General features: G+C 53.5%; 12 protein-coding genes and 1 tRNA gene. 3 read left to right on the forward strand and 10 right to left on the reverse strand.

The window, feature by feature from the left end; translation table 11 throughout:
• Nucleotides 1-164 precede the first annotated feature (164 nt).
• Nucleotides 165-240 (forward strand) — tRNA-Ile (locus Dpoa2040_RS00625).
• A gap of 94 nt (nucleotides 241-334) precedes the next feature.
• Here the strand turns inward: Dpoa2040_RS00625 and Dpoa2040_RS00630 are convergent.
• The 6 genes from Dpoa2040_RS00630 to rlmG form a co-directional block, all read right to left on the reverse strand.
• A complete protein-coding gene (locus tag Dpoa2040_RS00630) occupies nucleotides 335-1,312 on the reverse strand; it encodes an FAD:protein FMN transferase (protein WP_168639937.1) in 978 nt (325 codons plus the stop codon).
• A gap of 71 nt (nucleotides 1,313-1,383) precedes the next feature.
• Nucleotides 1,384-4,164, reverse strand: a complete 2,781-nt coding sequence (locus Dpoa2040_RS00635; protein WP_168639938.1) for a flavocytochrome c — start codon at nucleotides 4,162-4,164, stop codon at nucleotides 1,384-1,386.
• Nucleotides 4,165-4,963: 799 nt separating this feature from the next.
• Nucleotides 4,964-6,013, reverse strand: coding sequence for an FAD:protein FMN transferase ApbE (gene apbE, locus Dpoa2040_RS00640; protein WP_168639939.1), 1,050 nt, complete (start codon nucleotides 6,011-6,013; stop codon nucleotides 4,964-4,966).
• Nucleotides 6,014-6,205: 192 nt separating this feature from the next.
• Nucleotides 6,206-6,679, reverse strand: coding sequence for an ATP-independent periplasmic protein-refolding chaperone Spy (gene spy / locus Dpoa2040_RS00645; RefSeq protein WP_168639940.1), 474 nt, complete (start codon nucleotides 6,677-6,679; stop codon nucleotides 6,206-6,208).
• A gap of 215 nt (nucleotides 6,680-6,894) precedes the next feature.
• A complete protein-coding gene (locus Dpoa2040_RS00650; protein WP_042868469.1) occupies nucleotides 6,895-7,191 on the reverse strand; it encodes a hypothetical protein in 297 nt (98 codons plus the stop codon).
• A 96-nt stretch (nucleotides 7,192-7,287) separates the two neighbouring features.
• On the reverse strand, nucleotides 7,288-8,439 hold the full coding sequence (rlmG, locus tag Dpoa2040_RS00655) for a 23S rRNA (guanine(1835)-N(2))-methyltransferase RlmG (protein ID WP_168639941.1): 1,152 nt from the start codon (nucleotides 8,437-8,439) through the stop codon (nucleotides 7,288-7,290).
• 435 nt (nucleotides 8,440-8,874) lie between these two features.
• On the opposite strand from rlmG, the gene Dpoa2040_RS00660 reads away from it, so the two are divergent.
• A complete protein-coding gene (locus tag Dpoa2040_RS00660) occupies nucleotides 8,875-9,828 on the forward strand; it encodes a TerC family protein (protein ID WP_168639942.1) in 954 nt (317 codons plus the stop codon).
• Nucleotides 9,829-9,883: 55 nt separating this feature from the next.
• Here the strand turns inward: Dpoa2040_RS00660 and Dpoa2040_RS00665 are convergent, their stop codons facing one another.
• The 4 genes from Dpoa2040_RS00665 to uxaC form a co-directional block, all read right to left on the reverse strand.
• On the reverse strand, nucleotides 9,884-10,432 hold the full coding sequence (locus Dpoa2040_RS00665; protein WP_168639943.1) for a YgjV family protein: 549 nt from the start codon (nucleotides 10,430-10,432) through the stop codon (nucleotides 9,884-9,886).
• A gap of 110 nt (nucleotides 10,433-10,542) precedes the next feature.
• Nucleotides 10,543-12,033: a UxaA family hydrolase gene (locus tag Dpoa2040_RS00670; RefSeq protein ID WP_168639944.1), complete on the reverse strand. Its 1,491-nt coding sequence runs from the start codon at nucleotides 12,031-12,033 to the stop codon at nucleotides 10,543-10,545.
• An 18-nt stretch (nucleotides 12,034-12,051) separates the two neighbouring features.
• On the reverse strand, nucleotides 12,052-13,503 hold the full coding sequence (locus Dpoa2040_RS00675) for a tagaturonate reductase (protein WP_168639945.1): 1,452 nt from the start codon (nucleotides 13,501-13,503) through the stop codon (nucleotides 12,052-12,054).
• Between the two features lie 199 nt (nucleotides 13,504-13,702).
• On the reverse strand, nucleotides 13,703-15,112 hold the full coding sequence (gene uxaC, locus Dpoa2040_RS00680) for a glucuronate isomerase (protein ID WP_042868456.1): 1,410 nt from the start codon (nucleotides 15,110-15,112) through the stop codon (nucleotides 13,703-13,705).
• A gap of 536 nt (nucleotides 15,113-15,648) precedes the next feature.
• Between uxaC and Dpoa2040_RS00685 the strand changes: the two genes are divergently transcribed.
• The gene (locus Dpoa2040_RS00685; protein WP_042868453.1) at nucleotides 15,649-16,950 is read left to right on the forward strand and encodes an MFS transporter; all 1,302 of its coding nucleotides are present in this window, start codon (nucleotides 15,649-15,651) and stop codon (nucleotides 16,948-16,950) included.
• Nucleotides 16,951-17,073 lie beyond the last annotated feature (123 nt).

Below are 17,073 nucleotides of genomic sequence, written 5' to 3' on the forward strand. Positions count from 1 at the left end.
AAAAGCAACGCTGTAACCTTGTTCGTTAGTCTCTCGTCTGTTCTCAGTAGAACCAGAATGAATCCTTAATAATAACAATCTGCTGTAGAGTGAATACAAAACAACCATATGGTTGCTGGGCTATAGACCCGACTAGCCGGATTACCTATAATTAGCGTCCGCTTGGCCCCTTAGCTCAGTGGTTAGAGCAGGCGACTCATAATCGCTTGGTCGTTGGTTCAAACCCAACAGGGGCCACCAAATTTTAGCTTTAAAATCATATGATTAAGCCACCTCTTAGCGGGTGGCTTTTTTGTATTAGGTGGATAAGTGGCGATAAAGTGTCGCTCAATGATCATCCCGTTCCCTGCACCACCTCGTAGCTGTTATCCAGCAGCATAAAATCGTACTGCCGCTGCGAAGAGAGAACCACGCGCCGGTCTTTAGTCACAAAAACGGCTTCAATGTGCGGTAGCTGGGACAGGTAAGCCTTGCCTTTTTCCACCCCCAGCCCATAAATCAAGGTGGTGTAGATGTCTCCGTCGATGGAGGCGTCGGAAATGATGGTCACGCTGAGTAATTCGTTATCCAGCGGGTAGCCGGTTTTCGGATCGAGGATATGGTGATACAGGCGACCATCGCACTCGAAATAACGCTCGTAAATGCCGGACGTCACCACTGATTTGTTGGTTACCAGCATCATGCCGATAAGCTCGCCATTGTCGCAAAACGGTTTTTGCAAGCCGACTGACCAGGCCGTCTGGCTGGCGTGTTGCGGTTTGCCCATCGCCAGTACGTTGCCGCCCAGATTGATCAACGCATGATAGACATGGTGCTGGTACAGGAATTGTCTGATGACATCGGCGATATACCCTTTCGCAATCGCGCCCAGATCAATTTCCATCCCTGTTTTTTCCAGCCATACCGAGCATTCTTGCGCATTGAGCACGACGTGGCGAGGGTCAGTCAGCGCCAGTAACGTCCGCAGTTCATCGGCGGGTGGTACGCTGTGGCCATGAAAGCCGATTTTCCAGCATTTGACCACCGGTCCAATGGTGAAATTAAAGCAACTGTCCTCCAGCAGGCTGACCTCTCTGGCACGCTTAATCAGATTGAACAGCAACTGGCTGACGACGACCGGGTGTTTCCCTGCCGCCTGATTGATATCCATGACCGCGGAGCTGACCCGGTTAACGGTCAGCATATCCTCCAGTTGTTTAATGCGACCAAACACCTGCGATGCCAGATGTTCATTCGGCTCAAACAATTTGAGCTGTATAGGCGACCCCATGAGTACGGTGGAATAGGTATAAACCCGATCATCTGGCTGCATGGCGGATAACCCCGATAGAAAAGCGAATTACGCCTGCATCAGCAGCGAGTTCTGACGCAGGCTGGCGTTAATTACATCTGTACGTAGGATGCCGCGTTACGACCCGCCTGAATACCAAAAACAATGATATCGGCGACGGCGTTACCGCCGATGCGATTGCTGCCATGAATGCCACCCACTACCTCACCCGCAGCGAAAGCGCCCCGAATGACCCGTTTTTTGCTGTCCAGCACCGCCGTATCGGCGTTGATCACCACACCACCCATGGTGTGATGCACGCCGGGCGCGATGCGGATTGCATAAAACGGCCCCTGATTGATGGGGTGACGCAATGCGGTTTTACGACCAAAGTCATCGTCATGCTGTTTTTCAACAAACCGGTTGTAGCGCTCCAGCGTCGCCAGCAGGGCGTGCGGGTCGATAGCCAGCTTGTCTGCCAGTTCACGCGGAGAAGCGGCGCTCACCACAAATCCACGGGACAAATACTCGTCCGCCGCCTTGTTCTTCATCCTCACCTGCTCATCAAACAGGATATAAGCGTACTTCTCTGGCAGGCCGATAATTGATGCCGACACCTTGTCGCGGGTTTCCATCTCATTAAAGAAGCGCTGACCCTGCTGGTTCACCAGAATCGCGCCGCCGCCGCGAATAGATTCGGAGATAAGATAAGACGTGTTTTGCTCCACCGTTGGATGAATTTGAATTTCTTCCAGATCAACGGTATCAGCTCCCATTTTCTCCAGAATCGCAATACCGCTACCCGTGGCTCCTTTATGGTTGGTGGTGACAAAGCCGTCCAGATCCGGGCGGTATTTCACCACCATCTCACGGTTGGCGCTGAACCCGCCGGTGGCAACCACCACCCCTTTGGTGGCAATAGTTAGCTGCTCATTATCCTCGTTAAGCACGCGAACACCGGTAATTGCGCCGCCTTCGTGAACGATATCGACAACCGACGTCTCCAGCATCACATCGATATTGCGCTTGTTGATGTTTTTTACCAGTCCGCTGATCAGGAAACCCCCGACCGCCGAACCGTCTGCCGGTCGATGGGTGCGATCCACGCTCATCCCGCCGGTAATGGTAATGTCGTTTAGTTCGATGCCACGCTCCGCCAGCCATTCAATCGCCATCGGCGCGCCTTCCACGAATCGTTTCAGCAAATCGGGGTTATTTTTTTGCTTACCGCCTTTCAGGGTTTCCTCGTAAAACCGTTGCTTGTCGTCAACAATGCCTTTCATTTTCTGGAAACGGGTGCCTGCCGCGTTCATTCCCACAGAAGCCTTGATAGTGTTGCCGCCGATGCTGGACATCTTCTCGACAATCAGCACGCTGGCTCCGTCATCGCACGCCTGAATCGCCGCCGCCAGGCCCGCGCCACCACTACCGATGACGACCACGTCATAACGCTGCATTTGGGACGGATCACCGCCTTCCTCCATAATCGCCGCCTTGCAGGATTTGGCCAGCGCTTTGGATACCGCTTTCTTCACCGCCTCACTTTGGGTAGTAGCGCCAGTGACGGCATCCACATGTGGGCTGTTGGCATCAAGAATGCGGGAACGGATAACCTCAAAGCTACTGATGAAATCGGCATTCAGTTGCGAATTACGCTCCAGCGTAACGTCGGCGATGCGATCCGTTTCCAGACTGACGTTAATCACCAGCTCACCAGCAGCATCATCCTGCACGTTTTCCTGAAATACACCGGCCTTGAATTTTTTCGCCGACAGGCTCATGTCGCGGATCATCGCTTCCACCAGTGAGAAACGCCACAGCGGTTCCGGGATGGTCAGGGCCTCACGTTGAGTGCTGTCGATAAACAGTTCAAGCTTCTGCTGGCTGATGAGGCGATCAGTCCAGTCCGGATAAGCAATGCAGGCTCTCCCTACCGCAACCAGGTCGTAACCGTGCTCCAGCGCGGCATCCGCATCGGCTTTATTTACCACGCCGCCGACGCCGATAACCGGCACCTTCGCCAGAAGGTCTGAACGCATGGCAACATATTTGCTAATCAACGGGGTAGGATCGAGGGTATCAACGATGGAAGATCGCAGGGTATGGCCCATTGAGAAGTGCAGATAATCCAACCCACGCGCCGCCAGTTTCTCCAGCAGATACAGCGTATCGTCAAACCGAATCCCCGGCTCTTCGATTTCCTCCGGCGAGAAGCGATAACCGATGATGAAGGTCGCATCCGCATACTGGCGCGCCATCTTGTGGGTGATCTCCAGCACAGCAAGCGGGAATCTGGCGCGGTTGTCGCGGCTGCCGCCCCATTCGTCGGTACGCAGGTTAGAGTTCGGGGAGTAAAACTGCTGAATCAGGTAGGTATTAGCGCCGTGAATTTCCACGCCGTCGAAGCCGGCTTCAATGGCGCGGCGCACCGCTTCGCCAAATTTGGCGATCATGGCGTCCACCTCTTCGCCCGTCAGCGCTACCGGCACCGCCGCACCTTCACGCGGTGCGGCAACTGCGCTCGGCCCAACGGGCGACTGGCCACCAATCAGTTTCGGCTCCACCATACGTCCACCATGGTAGATCTGCAGAATGGCTTTCGACCCCTTCTCTTTGATGGCCGAAGCGATTTTCGCCAACCCGATGACCTTATCGTCATTGTCGATGCCAATGGCGCCCGGAAACGCCAACCCTTTATCATCGATAAAACAACACTCCACAATCACTGCGCCGATACTGCCGGCACGCACCTGATAGTACTCCACCAGCTCTTTGGTGACGGTGCCGTCATAAAAGCCGGTACAGGTGGTCATGGGTGCCATCAGCAGACGATTTTTAAGCTCGACGCCATTGGGCAAAGTAAACGGACTGAGTACCTGGTTATTAACGCTCATAATAAGAGACTCCATAAATTACCAATGTTTTATATGCTTCAAATTTGTTATCGGTTTATTGTTTTTTATTTTGCTTAGCGGGCCGATGTCATAACGTTAATATGAGTGGCTTTTTAGTTTCTAAATAATCAAATTAGTTAATTAACTAATGATTTATTATTATGTCATCGTGTTGTTGAAAGAGTGATTCATGAAAAAACAACTCATTCATATTCGTTAAAAATAAGACAACACTTTATTTACCTGATACCTGAGTAATTCATACCTACTCATTCAAGAATTCGGATTGCCGGAAAAACAGGCTACACACTGGAATACGCCATTGGTTGGCACTGTTTATCAAAGCGAATATTTGTCAAAGCGAATGTTTGTCAAACCAAATAGCAGACCCTGCGATTGCGCGCCAAACTCAATCATATTGATTTTAAACGAATCAAGATCGGTAGTGGCGTTGCACACAGTTTGCTGTCTTGCCGAGGGAACCCTGCAACCTGAGGTATTTAGGATATCTATTCACTGGCATCATTATTCACAACTTACGCTGAGAACATTTACGCTGAGAACATTGCCGGCATAAAACGGTCACCCCAGTGACCACATGCATAGGGGAAAGATACGGTGAAATAACATCAACCGATGCGGACTGATTATTCAGAATGAAAATGATTCATGGCGACTCATTTCACATGCAAAGAAGACAATGATTTCTAAACATGGTTTCTGAACATAAAGCTGATACATGAAACCTGATGAGTAAATTACTGGAGCCTGATGTTGCCGCATCAGGCTCCTCGTCTGATTACGGCGTGGGCAACAGAAATGCTTTAAACTGTGGCGTCATCACCGCTTCAAATCCCTTATCGGTTTTCGTAATCAGATACACCGCCAGTCCTTGCTGTTCCGCCAGTTTCAACGCCTTGTCCTTACCCAGCACCATTAGCCCGGTGTCCCAGCCATCCGCCTCCAGTGCGGTTCTGGCAATCACGGTGGCGGAAACCAGCTGATGCGTAATCGGCCTACCGGTAGCCGGGTCGATAACATGCGAATAGCGTTTGCCATCCTGCTCAAAATAGTTGCGATAGCTGCCGGAGGTACTGATGCCGTAGCCATGCAGATCCACCGCAGCCTGAATGGCATTCTCCTTGTCGGTAGGTTTCTGAATAGCGACTCGCCAGGGTTGTCCCTGCCCATTAACGCCACGGCTGGAAATCGCCCCACCTACCGATACCAGATAGTTGGTAATGCCTTTACGGGTCATCAACTGTGCCAGCAGGTCGGCACCGTAACCTTCGCCCAGCGTGGAGAGATCCACATACAGGCCGGGCAGGTCTTTCTGCAACCATTCCCCCTGATGATTGCTGATAAGACGAAGGTGATTTAGCCCGACCTTACGCCGTGCTTCATCAATCTGCTGCTGACTGGGGATGGTAACCGGCTGCTTCTGCGGCCCGAATCCCCACAGGTTAACCAACGGTCCCACTGTGATATCCATCGCTCCGCCCGTCGCCCGGCCAATACGTTGCGCAGCCAGAATGATATCCGCCATGCCATTACTGATAGGCTGTGGCTCAGTACCGGTGTCACGATTAAAGCGGGACAACACGGAATCGCTGCGGTAGGTAGAGATTTCGTTATTAGCCTGCTCCAGCAACGCATCGATCTCCTGCTGCAACTGCTGGCTGCTTTCCGGCAACTCTCCACTTATCTTCACGCTATAAAACGTACCCATGGTTTTGCCCTCAAACGTGGTGAAGGGGCGCGAATCATTCACGGGCGATTGCGGTTTGCAGGCACTCAGCACGCTGAATACACCAAGCAACAGGATGGATTTTAGGGCGAAAGACGCCATGAGCCGTACTCCTTGAATCACAATGACGCGATATTGATAGAGCAAGTACGGGTGATTGAAAAGCACAGATGGGAAAAAACCTGTCTGAACGCAAGAGATCGACTAAACAGGGCCGGAATGTTGCGGTTGTGGCCCTCACCCTCAAAGACAGAGCGCGCCAGCCGGCGCGCTCCAGTCATATCTGGCATACCGTTATTGAGGCGCTTTTGGCGGCATCGGCTCTTTCAGATGCCTGTCGAATTTATCGTTGAACTGTTTTTTCTGTTCCGGCGTCAGCACGTTATACATTTTATTCTGAATTTCCAGGTGGTTGAGCATACGGGCTTTGCTGGCTTCAGCCATTTTATTGGCTACCGCTTCAGCTTTCGCTTTATCGAAGCTGTCAGCGGCGATCAGGCGGTGCCATTCGGCGCGATCATCAGCCGAAGGCCGCTCGCGGTCTTTTTTGGCATTCTCCATGATGTCGCGTATTTTCTGGCGCTGCTCGTCGGTCAGATTCAACCCTCTAAACATATTCTGTTCCATCCCGTGTTCGCCACGCTCGCCGTCATGGTGTCTCATCATGCGTGCATCCTGATCCGGCGGGGTAGGATCCTGGGCATAGGCAAATCCGGCACTCCCCAGCGCCAACGCAGAGGCAACCATAATCACAGTTAATTTAGACATAGGACCTTCCTTCACGTTACGGTTTTAATTATTAACGCATCGAAATGCGTCAACCTTTGCGATGCAGTATAGGTCGTGGAATTTCAGTTAATCGGGTGCCTGGGTAAAACTTTGCAAGGAAGGCATTCACAATTCCACCAATTGTGGAGAAAACGCCAGAACGCTGTAAGTGGCGGCGAACTGACGCCGCCATCGGATAACCGCCGCAGGATTTCTCAGAGCAGCGAACGATGAAACGCGGCAGCGTCTTTGGCCAGCGCATCCAGATGGGAGCGGATCAGGTTGATTTTCTGCAACAACGGGTTACGTTCAGGGGACTCATCCATCATGTTTAACCGGGTAACCAGTTCATTGATTCTTGCACACAAATCCGCTTCACGCTGACGAGCCTGTACCAATTGCAAGTGAAGGTGCTGATAGTCGCGCTGCCAGATCTGTTGCTGTCGGCTGACACTGGCCTCCAGCGCCTGCAATGCGCTTTCCAGCCGTGCTTCCAACTCTTCGATACACATAGAGGTTCCTTCTGACGTACCTTCTCTCTCTGACATAACCTGCGGATTATAATGACAGTCCCGCGCGACAACAAATGCTGGGCGGGATCACCGCATCTAGCGACTCTGGGTTTTTACCGCACGCAACACAACGAATTTCGCATTACTGGCAACATTTTCACAATTGCCGAACAACCGCTTCAGCTTGTGGAAATAGTCCAGATGGCGGTTGCCGACTATCCGCAATTCGCCGCCTACCGCCAGGCAGCGGCGTGCATCCAAAAACATCTGCCAGGCAATGTCATCGGTTATCGCCTGCTGCTGATGGAATGGCGGATTACACAACACCGCCTGCAGGCTGCCTTGCCCGACTCCCGTCAGCGCATGGTTCACCACAAAGCTGCTGCGCGCCATATCCTGTGGCCGGTTGACTTCCACATTGTGCTGGCTGGAGGCCACCGCCATATAGGACTCGTCGAAAAAGCTGACATACGCCTGTGGGCTTAGCGCCAGTGCACTCAGGCCGATAACACCGTTGCCGCACCCCAGATCAACAATCTTACCGTCCAGTTGTTGCGGCAGATGCTGCATGAAAAAACGGGCGCCAATATCCAACCCGCCGCGGGCAAACACATTGGCGTAATTGTGGATACGGGCATTGTGGATAGGACTGGCAGCGTCATCCAACAGCCAGGCAGTCATCGCCGGTTTGTCATCAATAACGCGCGCTTGTGGCTGGCAGTGAATCAATCTGGCTTTTTTCCAGGCCAGCGAAGTACGAGTCGGACCCAGAATCTGCTCGAACAGTTGCAACGTGGATGTGTGAATATCACGCGCTTTCGCACCCGCGATGACCACCGTTTGTGGCGTCACCACCTCGCGCAGTTGACGCAACTGGTGTTCCAGCAGCGCCAGTGTTTTCGGCACTTTCAACACCACCAGCGCTGGTGCGTCTGGCAAGGGAGCCAGGCTGTCTTGCAGCGTGACCGACTCCGGCGCATACCCATTGAGCGACAGGTTATGCCGGGTCGCCAGTTGGCTGAGGTATGAGTCACTGATGCAATAAGGCGCTTGCGCCTGTAAGCCACAGGCCAACGTGCCGAACGCATCATTGAAAATCAGACGAGGACCGGGACCAATCGGCATCGTCGCCAACTCCCGCAGCAGATACTCATCCGCCGCTTCCCATGCCTGCAACGATGACTCGCGTTCAGACTGCGGATAGCGGACCAACGTCAGGTTATGTGTTTCCAGCTCAAGTTGGCTCATGGCCTCTCCTGCAATACAAAATCTGGCGCTGTTTATCCCTTAAAACGGCGCCGCAGTAAATGGTTTTCCTGCTGATGCCCACTATTCATCCACTGACACCCCTATCCATCGGCTACGCCACGTCAAAGCACATCGACATAGAAGGCAAGAGGAAGAGTTTGACCCTGTACAGGAACTATCCTATCTTTGGAATTGCAAAGGGGAGTAACTTCTCGCTGGCTAATCGTCATTACAGTGCAAGCGCACTCGGTTACCAGGCAACCTTAATGACTCTATTCCACATTAAGTTGTAAGTGAGACCTTGCCAGAAGGCGAGGTCCATTTGCAGCACCGTGAATAGCAAACGGCCTGTGCCTTCTGACACAGGCCGTTTTGTTTTCTGACAACAGGGCCACGACACACTTCCTCATGGGAAAGGCGCTAAGGGATACGGTTATGGTAACGATAGGAACCCCGCTGCTATGGAGCAGCTTCGCAATTATTGTGGTAATCATGCTGGCTATTGACCTGTTTTATCAGGGCAAGAAAGGCTCGACGGTGATGACCTTTAAACAGGCCGCCGTCTGGTCGCTGGTGTGGGTCAGCCTGTCAATATTATTCAACATCGGCTTCTGGTGGTATCTCAGCAGCACCGTGGGCCGCGAGGTGGCAGATACTCAGGCGCTGGCGTTCTTTACCGGTTACCTGATAGAAAAAGCGCTGGCCGTCGATAACGTGTTTGTCTGGCTGATGCTGTTTAGTTATTTCGCCATTCCCGCACAGTATCAGCGTCGGGTACTGGTTTATGGCGTGCTGGGGGCCATCGTTCTGCGTACCATCATGGTGTTTGCCGGTAGCTGGCTGGTTTCCCAGTTCCAGTGGCTGCTGTATCTGTTTGGTGCGTTTTTACTGCTCACTGGTATCAAAATGGCATTAGCGAAAGAGGATGACGCCGCCATCGGCGAGAAACCGGTCGTGCGCTGGCTGCGCGGTCACCTGCGGATGACCGATACCCTGCAAGGCGATCGTTTTTTCATCCGGCAGAACGGCTTGCTGTACGCCACACCGCTATTTCTGGTGCTGGTGATGGTGGAAATCAGCGATGTGATTTTCGCGGTAGACAGCATCCCCGCGATTTTTGCCGTCACCACCGACCCGTTCATTGTGCTGACGTCAAACCTGTTCGCTATTTTGGGATTGCGCGCCATGTACTTCCTGCTGGCAGGCGTGGCGCAGAAGTTCTCCATGCTGAAATACGGGCTGGCGGTGATCCTGATCTTTATTGGCATCAAGATGATGCTGATCGATCTGTTCCACATCCCTGTCGCCATGTCGCTCAGCGTGGTGGCTGTGATCTTGCTGGTCACCATTCTGATCAACCTCTGGGTTAACCGATGCGCTACGCGCTAACCCTACCCCATACTGAATACCGGCGTGCGCCCCGCTTAACCGCGGGGCAATTCCTTCAGGCGCTTTTGGTGGTGGATTGCGGCTCATTTACTCTGAACGGGTCGATGCCGTTACGCTGCATACGCCAGAAGCGGATGATATTGAACCCGTTTATCACCAGAAAACTGGCCTCAATCAGCGATCCGCCAATCGACCCCAGCCAGATGTTGTGCATCACCCACAACGCCGTCGAACACCAGATGATGCAGCGCGTCGTCAACCCATGCGCGCGGAACAGCGCCCAGGTACTGCACACTGTGCCGATGATCGGCAGCAGTTCCATCGGGTGTTTCATACCCGGCAGGCCTAGCCCCAGCGTCAGGGCAATAAACACAAACATCACCACGATATTGCTGGTTTTCAGGGTGATCAGGGTGCGGCCTGAATTGAGCAAGGCGCTCACGCCCGCCGCATGTGCCCCCATCAGGAAGAAGTGGCAAGCGATAACCGCACTGTAAGCGGAGAGCTGGATTTTGAATTTTTTTTCACTGCGGTTGAAAAACATGGTGATACCGACCAGAAAGGCCAGTACGCCAACAGCCTGGGCAAACACGTAAGATGTCATGATTCCTGCCTTAAAGCGCCATGATGAAAAAACGGCGCAAAAAATGAAACGCCGTTTTATTTTATGTGAAATCGTTTGGATTTACAACGCCAGGCTTATAACGATCGGTTTTATAACGTCACACCGCTTTTAAATATCGCCAGTTCACGGAAGTCGTTGATCTCATTTTTCGCCGGTTTACCGTTGGCGATATCGACAATCAGATCGACAAACTGCGACAGCAACTCATCCATCGACATACCGTGAATCAAGCGACCCGCGTCAAAATCGATCCAGTGCGGTTTCTTCTGCGCCAGTTCGGTGTTGGTCGCCAGTTTCACCGTCGGCACAAAGCCGCCGTAAGGCGTACCGCGACCGGTACTAAACAGCACCATGTGACAACCGGCCCCCGCCAGCGCGCTGGTGGCCACCGCATCGTTACCCGGTGCGCTCAGCAGGTTCAACCCCGGCGTATGCAGACGCTCGCCATACTTGAGCACATCCACCACCTGACTTTGCCCGGCTTTCTGAGTACAACCGAGGGATTTCTCCTCAAGCGTAGTGATACCACCCGCTTTGTTGCCCGGCGACGGGTTCTCGTAAATCGGCTGGTTATGTTCAATGAAATACTGTTTGAAATCATTGACCATATGCACGGTTTTCTCGAATGTACTCTCATCGCGGCACCGGCTCATCAGAATACGTTCGGCACCGAACATCTCCGGCACTTCGGTCAGCACCGTCGTTCCGCCATTAGCGATGAGGTAATCCGAGAAACGCCCCAGTAGCGGGTTGGCGGTAATACCGGACAGGCCATCCGAGCCGCCGCACTCCAGACCAAATTTCAGTTCGCTCAGTTTACCCGGCTCACGGCGATCGTCACGCATCACATGATACAACTGATGCAAACGCTCCAGACCGGCTTCCACTTCATCTTCTTGCTGCTGGCAGATCATGAAGTTGACACGAGCGGCGTCGAACTCGCCCAGCGTGTCGCGGAATGCGGATACCTGATTGTTCTCACACCCCAAACCAATCACCAATACCGCCCCGGCATTCGGGTGGCGCACCATGTTTTGCAGCATGGTACGGGTGTTTTCATGGTCCTGACCTAACTGGGAACAACCGAACGGATGGGTGAACAGGTAAACGCCATCGATACCTTCCGCGTTATTGGTTTCCTTGAGGAAACGCAGCTGGATCTGACGGGCGATGCCGTTAACGCAACCGACGGTCGGCAGTATCCACAGTTCATTGCGGATACCAACGTCGCCGTTTTTACGGCGGTAGATCTGCACCTCACGATCCGCCATCTGCGCCGGCAGACTGATGAACTCCGGCTGATACTGGTATTCATCCAGATCGCTCAGGTTGGTTTTCGCATTCTGAGAGTGGATGTGCTCACCCGCGGCAATCGCCGCCAGTGCATGACCGATCGGCAGACCGTATTTCACGATCATCTCGCCTGACGCTATCGCCTTGAGGGCGAATTTGTGCCCGCGCGCCACCGCCTGCGGCAGCGTCAGGGTTACATCACCCACCGACACCGTCTCGCCCTGTGCCAGATCGCGCAAGGCAACGGCGACATTGTCCAGTGAGTGAATTTTAATGATGCTCTGCATGGAGACGACCTTATGCGATTAGCAATAACCCGCTAACGCGTCGCGCATACCGCGCTCGACGATAGCCTGCAATTGTTCGGTGACCAGCGATGCCAGACCGGGCACCTGCGTCAAATCCTGTTCCCAGTGCTCCTCATCCCCCAGCACGGCATTCACCACCTGCGCCAGCGACGTGGTGCCAGCGCGCACGCCGCTCCACAGCACTTCGTAACGCTCCAGCCAGCGGGCGTCGTCCTGCAACGGATAGCGGTCATCGTTACGCTCGCCGCGATAAAACGCGATCAAGGCTGCCAGCGCAAACGTCAGGCGCTTGGGCAACGCGTTATGACGTTCACGGTACGTCAGCAGTTGCGGCAGAATGCGGGTACGGAATTTGGTCATACCGTTCAGGGCGATAGACAGCAACTGATGCTGAATGAACGGGTTTCTGAAACGGCTCAGTACCGCCTCGGCAAACGACATCAGCTCGTCATGCGGTAAATCCAGTACCGGTACGATCTCTTCGGCAATCGTGGTTTCGACAAATTTGCCTATCTGGGCATCATTCATCGATTCACCCACGGTATCGAGGCCTGCCAGAAACGCCACCGGTACCAGCGCGGTGTGGGCACCGTTCAGAATCGCCACCTTGCGCTCTTTATAAGGCTTGATGTCATCAACAATGCGCACGTTCAGTTTCAGTTGGTTCAGGCGCAGTTCTTCTGCCAGCCACTGCGGCCCCTGAATCACGAACAGGTAGAAATACTCAGCGGTATCCAGAAAGGTGTCCTGATAACCCAGTTCCTGTTGTAACGCGTCCACTTCATTGCGTGGATACCCCGTCACAATGCGGTCCACCAGCGTTGAGCAGAAGGTGTTGTGCTCGTTGAGCCAGGTGGTGAACGCGGCCGGCAGCGCCCATTGCGCCGCATAACGCAGCACCAGCTCTTTGAGTTTTTCGCCGTTGTAATCAATCAATTCGCACGGCAGCAGCACCCAGCCTTTATCGGCGGCGCCATTAAAATGATTGAAGCGTTCGAACAGCAGACGGGTCAACTTCGCCGGGAAGCTGGCTGGCGGCGTGTCAGCCAGTTTGTCATCAGCATGGTAGCTAATACCGGCTTCCGTGGTGTTGGAAAATACAAAGCGGATGTTGGCGTCATGCGCCAGCGCCAGATACTCATCAAACTGACGGTACACGTTGATTTCACGGTTAACCGAGCGGATAAGGCGCGGCTCGCGCACCGCGTCGCCCTGTTCGTTCAGGCCGCGAATAATGGTGGTGTACAAACCCTCCTGGGTATTCAGCGCAGGCGGGAAATCGGTATCAATCGGACGAACCACAACAATACCCGCGTCCAGATCAGTATGTTCATTCAACAGATCCAGTTGCCAGTCAACAAAGGCGCGAAGGAAATTGCCTTCGCCAAATTGAATAACGCGGTCAGGATGACGACGGCCAGGAAAATCACGACGATTGAGCGTTTGCATTAACAAGCTACCTCAGAACACGACACTATTTCGGGACGAAACCCAGTCGGGACAAACGCCAGTCGGTACAGCCATCAGATCATTAAACAGCGTCAGGTCAGCACGACAGCGCCAGGGCGGCAAGATTCAGCTCCCTGCGCCAGCCCGAAATCACCACATTGACAGACGGGCCCGTGACGGCGCCCGCCCTCCCTTTTTCTTACAACTCGATACCGAAATAATTTTTGGCGTTATCGAAACAAATATTTTTCACCATCTCGCCCAGCAGTTGCAGGTCGCCCGGCGCTTCGCCATCCTCCACCCAACGGCCAATCATCTGGCACAGAATGCGGCGGAAATATTCATGACGGGTGTAAGACAGGAAACTGCGGCTGTCGGTCAACATACCGACGAAGCGGCTCAGCAGACCCAACTGCGCCAGTTGCGTCATCTGGCGCTGCATACCGTCTTTCTGGTCGTTGAACCACCAGCCGGAACCAAACTGCATCTTGCCCGGCATACCCTCACCCTGGAAGTTACCGATCATGGTGCCCAGCACTTCGTTATCGCGCGGGTTCAGGCAGTACAGAATGGTTTTCGGCAACAGGTTTTCTTCATTCTGTTTGCTGAGCAGGCGAGAAAGCTCCTGCGCCAGCGGGCGGTCGTTGATGGAGTCGAAACCCACATCCGGCCCCAGCAGGTTGAACTGACGCAGATTGTTGTTGCGCAGTGCGCCGATGTGATACTGCTGCACCCAGCCGCGACGCGCGTATTCAGCTCCCAACCATACCAGCACCGCGGTTTTGAACTGCGCCACTTCCTGTTCGCTCAGGGTTGCGCCGGACAGGCGACGAGCCAGAATGCCATCCAGTGTGGCTTCATCCGCCTCGGCGTACAGCACCACGTCCAGCGCATGGTCAGACACTTTACAACCGTGTGCGGCGAAGTGGTCCAGACGCTTGCTCAGCGCCGCCTGCAGGTCGCTGAAACGGCGGATATCGGTATCAGACACGTCACCGAGTTTCGCCATATAGTCGTTAAAGGTCGCCTGTTCGATATTGAAGGCTTTATCCGGACGCCAGCTCGGCAGTACTTTGATGGAGAAGGTTTTATCTTCAGCCACCGCTTTGTGATGCAGCAGGTCGTCGATAGGATCGTCGGTGGTGCCGACCATTTTTACGTTCATCTGCTGCATGATGCCGCGTGCCGTAAACTCATCACGCTCCAGCAGGTCGTTGGCGCGATTCCAGATGTCTTTAGCGGTAGACGGCGACAACAACGTGCCGGTGATGCCGAATGGACGGCGCAGTTCCAGGTGCGTCCAGTGATACAGCGGGTTGCCGATGGTGTGCGGGACAGTGGCAGCCCAGGCTTCGAACTTCTCCCAGTCGCTGGCATCGCCAGTACAAAAACGCTCCGGTACACCATTGGTGCGCATAGCGCGCCATTTGTAATGGTCACCCTTCAACCAGATGTCATACAGGTTTTTAAAACGATAATTCTCGGCAATCTGCGCAGGCGGCAAATGGCAGTGGTAATCAAAAATTGGCTGATCTGCTGCAAATTCATGGTATAGCCGACGGGCAAACTCGGTATCCAACAAAAAATCTTCACTTAGAAACTGGGGCATGTTCACTTCCTCACACTACATGTGCCAACCAAATACGCTCACAACCACAAAGATATCACACCAATTATCTGCGATAACTGACACCATTAGTGAGGTCATGATCGCAAAAATGGCATAAATCACTTCCAATTATACCATTTTTACGCTTTCACCACGCCAGAACAGCCCGCTCATTGGCCGTATTATTTTATTCCCCAGCAAAGTAATGGATTTGTGATATCACTCAACCTTTAAATTGGTATGACAAATTATTGTAGCGCTGCCTGATGAGGGGATTCAATCTCACTATCGTCAACAGAGTTGGTATTCCCACCGGAAAACGGTATTTCCACCGGAAAACAATAACGCGCGCGGCGGGATAGCCGCCGCCGCCCGCCAGCTATGCCCGGCTGCAGGGCAACCGGCCAGGCAGCAGCTCCCGCAGGTTTTGATCGGGGCGCACCGACGCTTCGTCACTTTCGGCGTGGTCTACACCTACCACGGCAGACTGATAACAGGTTCCGCTGTTGGTAATTACACTCGGAGATATATTTAACATGCGCAAGATCAAAGGCTTACGCTGGTATATGATCGGACTGGTAACCATCGGCACCGTTCTGGGCTACCTGACGCGTAACGCAATTGCTGCAGCGGCGCCCACACTGCAGGAACAGCTCCATATCAGTACCCAGCAATACTCCTATATCATTGCAGCTTATTCAGCCTGCTACACCGTCATGCAGCCTGTTGCCGGTTATGTGCTGGATTTGCTGGGTACCAAAGTGGGTTACGCCATGTTCGCCATCCTATGGGCGCTGTTCTGCGCCGCCACCGCGCTGGCTAACAGTTGGGGTGGTCTGGCTATAGCGCGTGGCGCGGTGGGAATGGCGGAAGCGGCAATGATTCCCGCTGGACTGAAAGCCAGTAGTGAATGGTTCCCGGCGAAAGAACGCTCGGTTGCCGTCGGCTACTTTAACGTTGGTTCATCGATTGGCGGCATGTTAGCTCCGCCGCTGGTCGTCTGGGCCATCATGGCACATAGCTGGCAGATGGCTTTCGTGATCACCGGTATCCTGAGCATGATCTGGGCAATCGGCTGGTTGTATTTCTATAAACACCCGAAAGACCAGAAAAAACTCAGCGAAGAAGAACGCGACTACATTCTTAGCGGCCAGGAAGCACAGCATCAGGTTGGCAACGCCAGGAAAATGTCCGCCTGGCAGATCCTGCATAACCGCCAGTTCTGGGGTATCGCACTGCCGCGTTTCCTCGCTGAGCCGGCCTGGGGAACCTTCAACGCCTGGATCCCGCTGTTCATGTTCAAAGTCTATGGCTTTAACCTGAAAGAAATCGCCATGTTCGCCTGGATGCCGATGTTGTTCGCCGACCTGGGCTGCATTGTCGGTGGCTATCTGCCGATGCTGTTCCAGAAATACTTTAAGGTGAACCTGATTGTTTCGCGCAAAATGGTGGTGACGATGGGCGCACTGTTGATGATTGGTCCCGGCACCATCGGCCTGTTCACCAGCCCATATGTCGCCATTGCCTTGCTGTGCGTCGGCGGATTTGCCCACCAGTCCTTGTCTGGTGCGCTGATTACACTCTCTTCCGACGTATTTGGCCGTAATGAAGTCGCCACCGCCAACGGTCTGACCGGAATGGCCGCCTGGACCGCCAGCACGCTGTTCGCTCTGGTAGTCGGCGCGCTGGCCGATACCATCGGCTTTAGTCCGCTGTTCGCCGTACTGGCTATCTTTGACCTGCTGGGCGCTGTCGTTATCTGGACGGTACTGAAAAACAACCCGGCTTCCGAAGAGAAAAATGAAGACGCTGGCCTGAAAGCCGCACAGCAACACTAACAGACAAATTTCTGCTTCACATCGTTCATCCGGTATCATAAGAATACCGGATGAACCTTTCCTCTCGATGTACCACAGCAGCTAACTGTGACAGGAGTGTTGGTCGCCACCGGCTATAGGTGG

The organism is Dickeya sp. CFBP 2040 (genome assembly GCF_012273755.1).
Taxonomy (GTDB): Bacteria; Pseudomonadota; Gammaproteobacteria; order Enterobacterales; family Enterobacteriaceae; genus Dickeya; species Dickeya poaceiphila.

What these genes read in the sequence shown, in the direction of transcription:
- Dpoa2040_RS00630 (WP_168639937.1), bottom strand. Translation starts at nt 1,312, where the DNA reads ATGCAGCCAGATGATCGGGTTTATACCTATTCCACCGTACTCATGGGG.
- Dpoa2040_RS00635 (WP_168639938.1), bottom strand. Translation starts at nt 4,164, where the DNA reads ATGAGCGTTAATAACCAGGTACTCAGTCCGTTTACTTTGCCCAATGGC.
- apbE (WP_168639939.1), bottom strand. Translation starts at nt 6,013, where the DNA reads ATGGCGTCTTTCGCCCTAAAATCCATCCTGTTGCTTGGTGTATTCAGC.
- spy (WP_168639940.1), bottom strand. Translation starts at nt 6,679, where the DNA reads ATGTCTAAATTAACTGTGATTATGGTTGCCTCTGCGTTGGCGCTGGGG.
- Dpoa2040_RS00650 (WP_042868469.1), bottom strand. Translation starts at nt 7,191, where the DNA reads ATGTGTATCGAAGAGTTGGAAGCACGGCTGGAAAGCGCATTGCAGGCG.
- rlmG (WP_168639941.1), bottom strand. Translation starts at nt 8,439, where the DNA reads ATGAGCCAACTTGAGCTGGAAACACATAACCTGACGTTGGTCCGCTAT.
- Dpoa2040_RS00660 (WP_168639942.1), top strand. Translation starts at nt 8,875, where the DNA reads ATGGTAACGATAGGAACCCCGCTGCTATGGAGCAGCTTCGCAATTATT.
- Dpoa2040_RS00665 (WP_168639943.1), bottom strand. Translation starts at nt 10,432, where the DNA reads ATGACATCTTACGTGTTTGCCCAGGCTGTTGGCGTACTGGCCTTTCTG.
- Dpoa2040_RS00670 (WP_168639944.1), bottom strand. Translation starts at nt 12,033, where the DNA reads ATGCAGAGCATCATTAAAATTCACTCACTGGACAATGTCGCCGTTGCC.
- Dpoa2040_RS00675 (WP_168639945.1), bottom strand. Translation starts at nt 13,503, where the DNA reads ATGCAAACGCTCAATCGTCGTGATTTTCCTGGCCGTCGTCATCCTGAC.
- uxaC (WP_042868456.1), bottom strand. Translation starts at nt 15,112, where the DNA reads ATGCCCCAGTTTCTAAGTGAAGATTTTTTGTTGGATACCGAGTTTGCC.
- Dpoa2040_RS00685 (WP_042868453.1), top strand. Translation starts at nt 15,649, where the DNA reads ATGCGCAAGATCAAAGGCTTACGCTGGTATATGATCGGACTGGTAACC.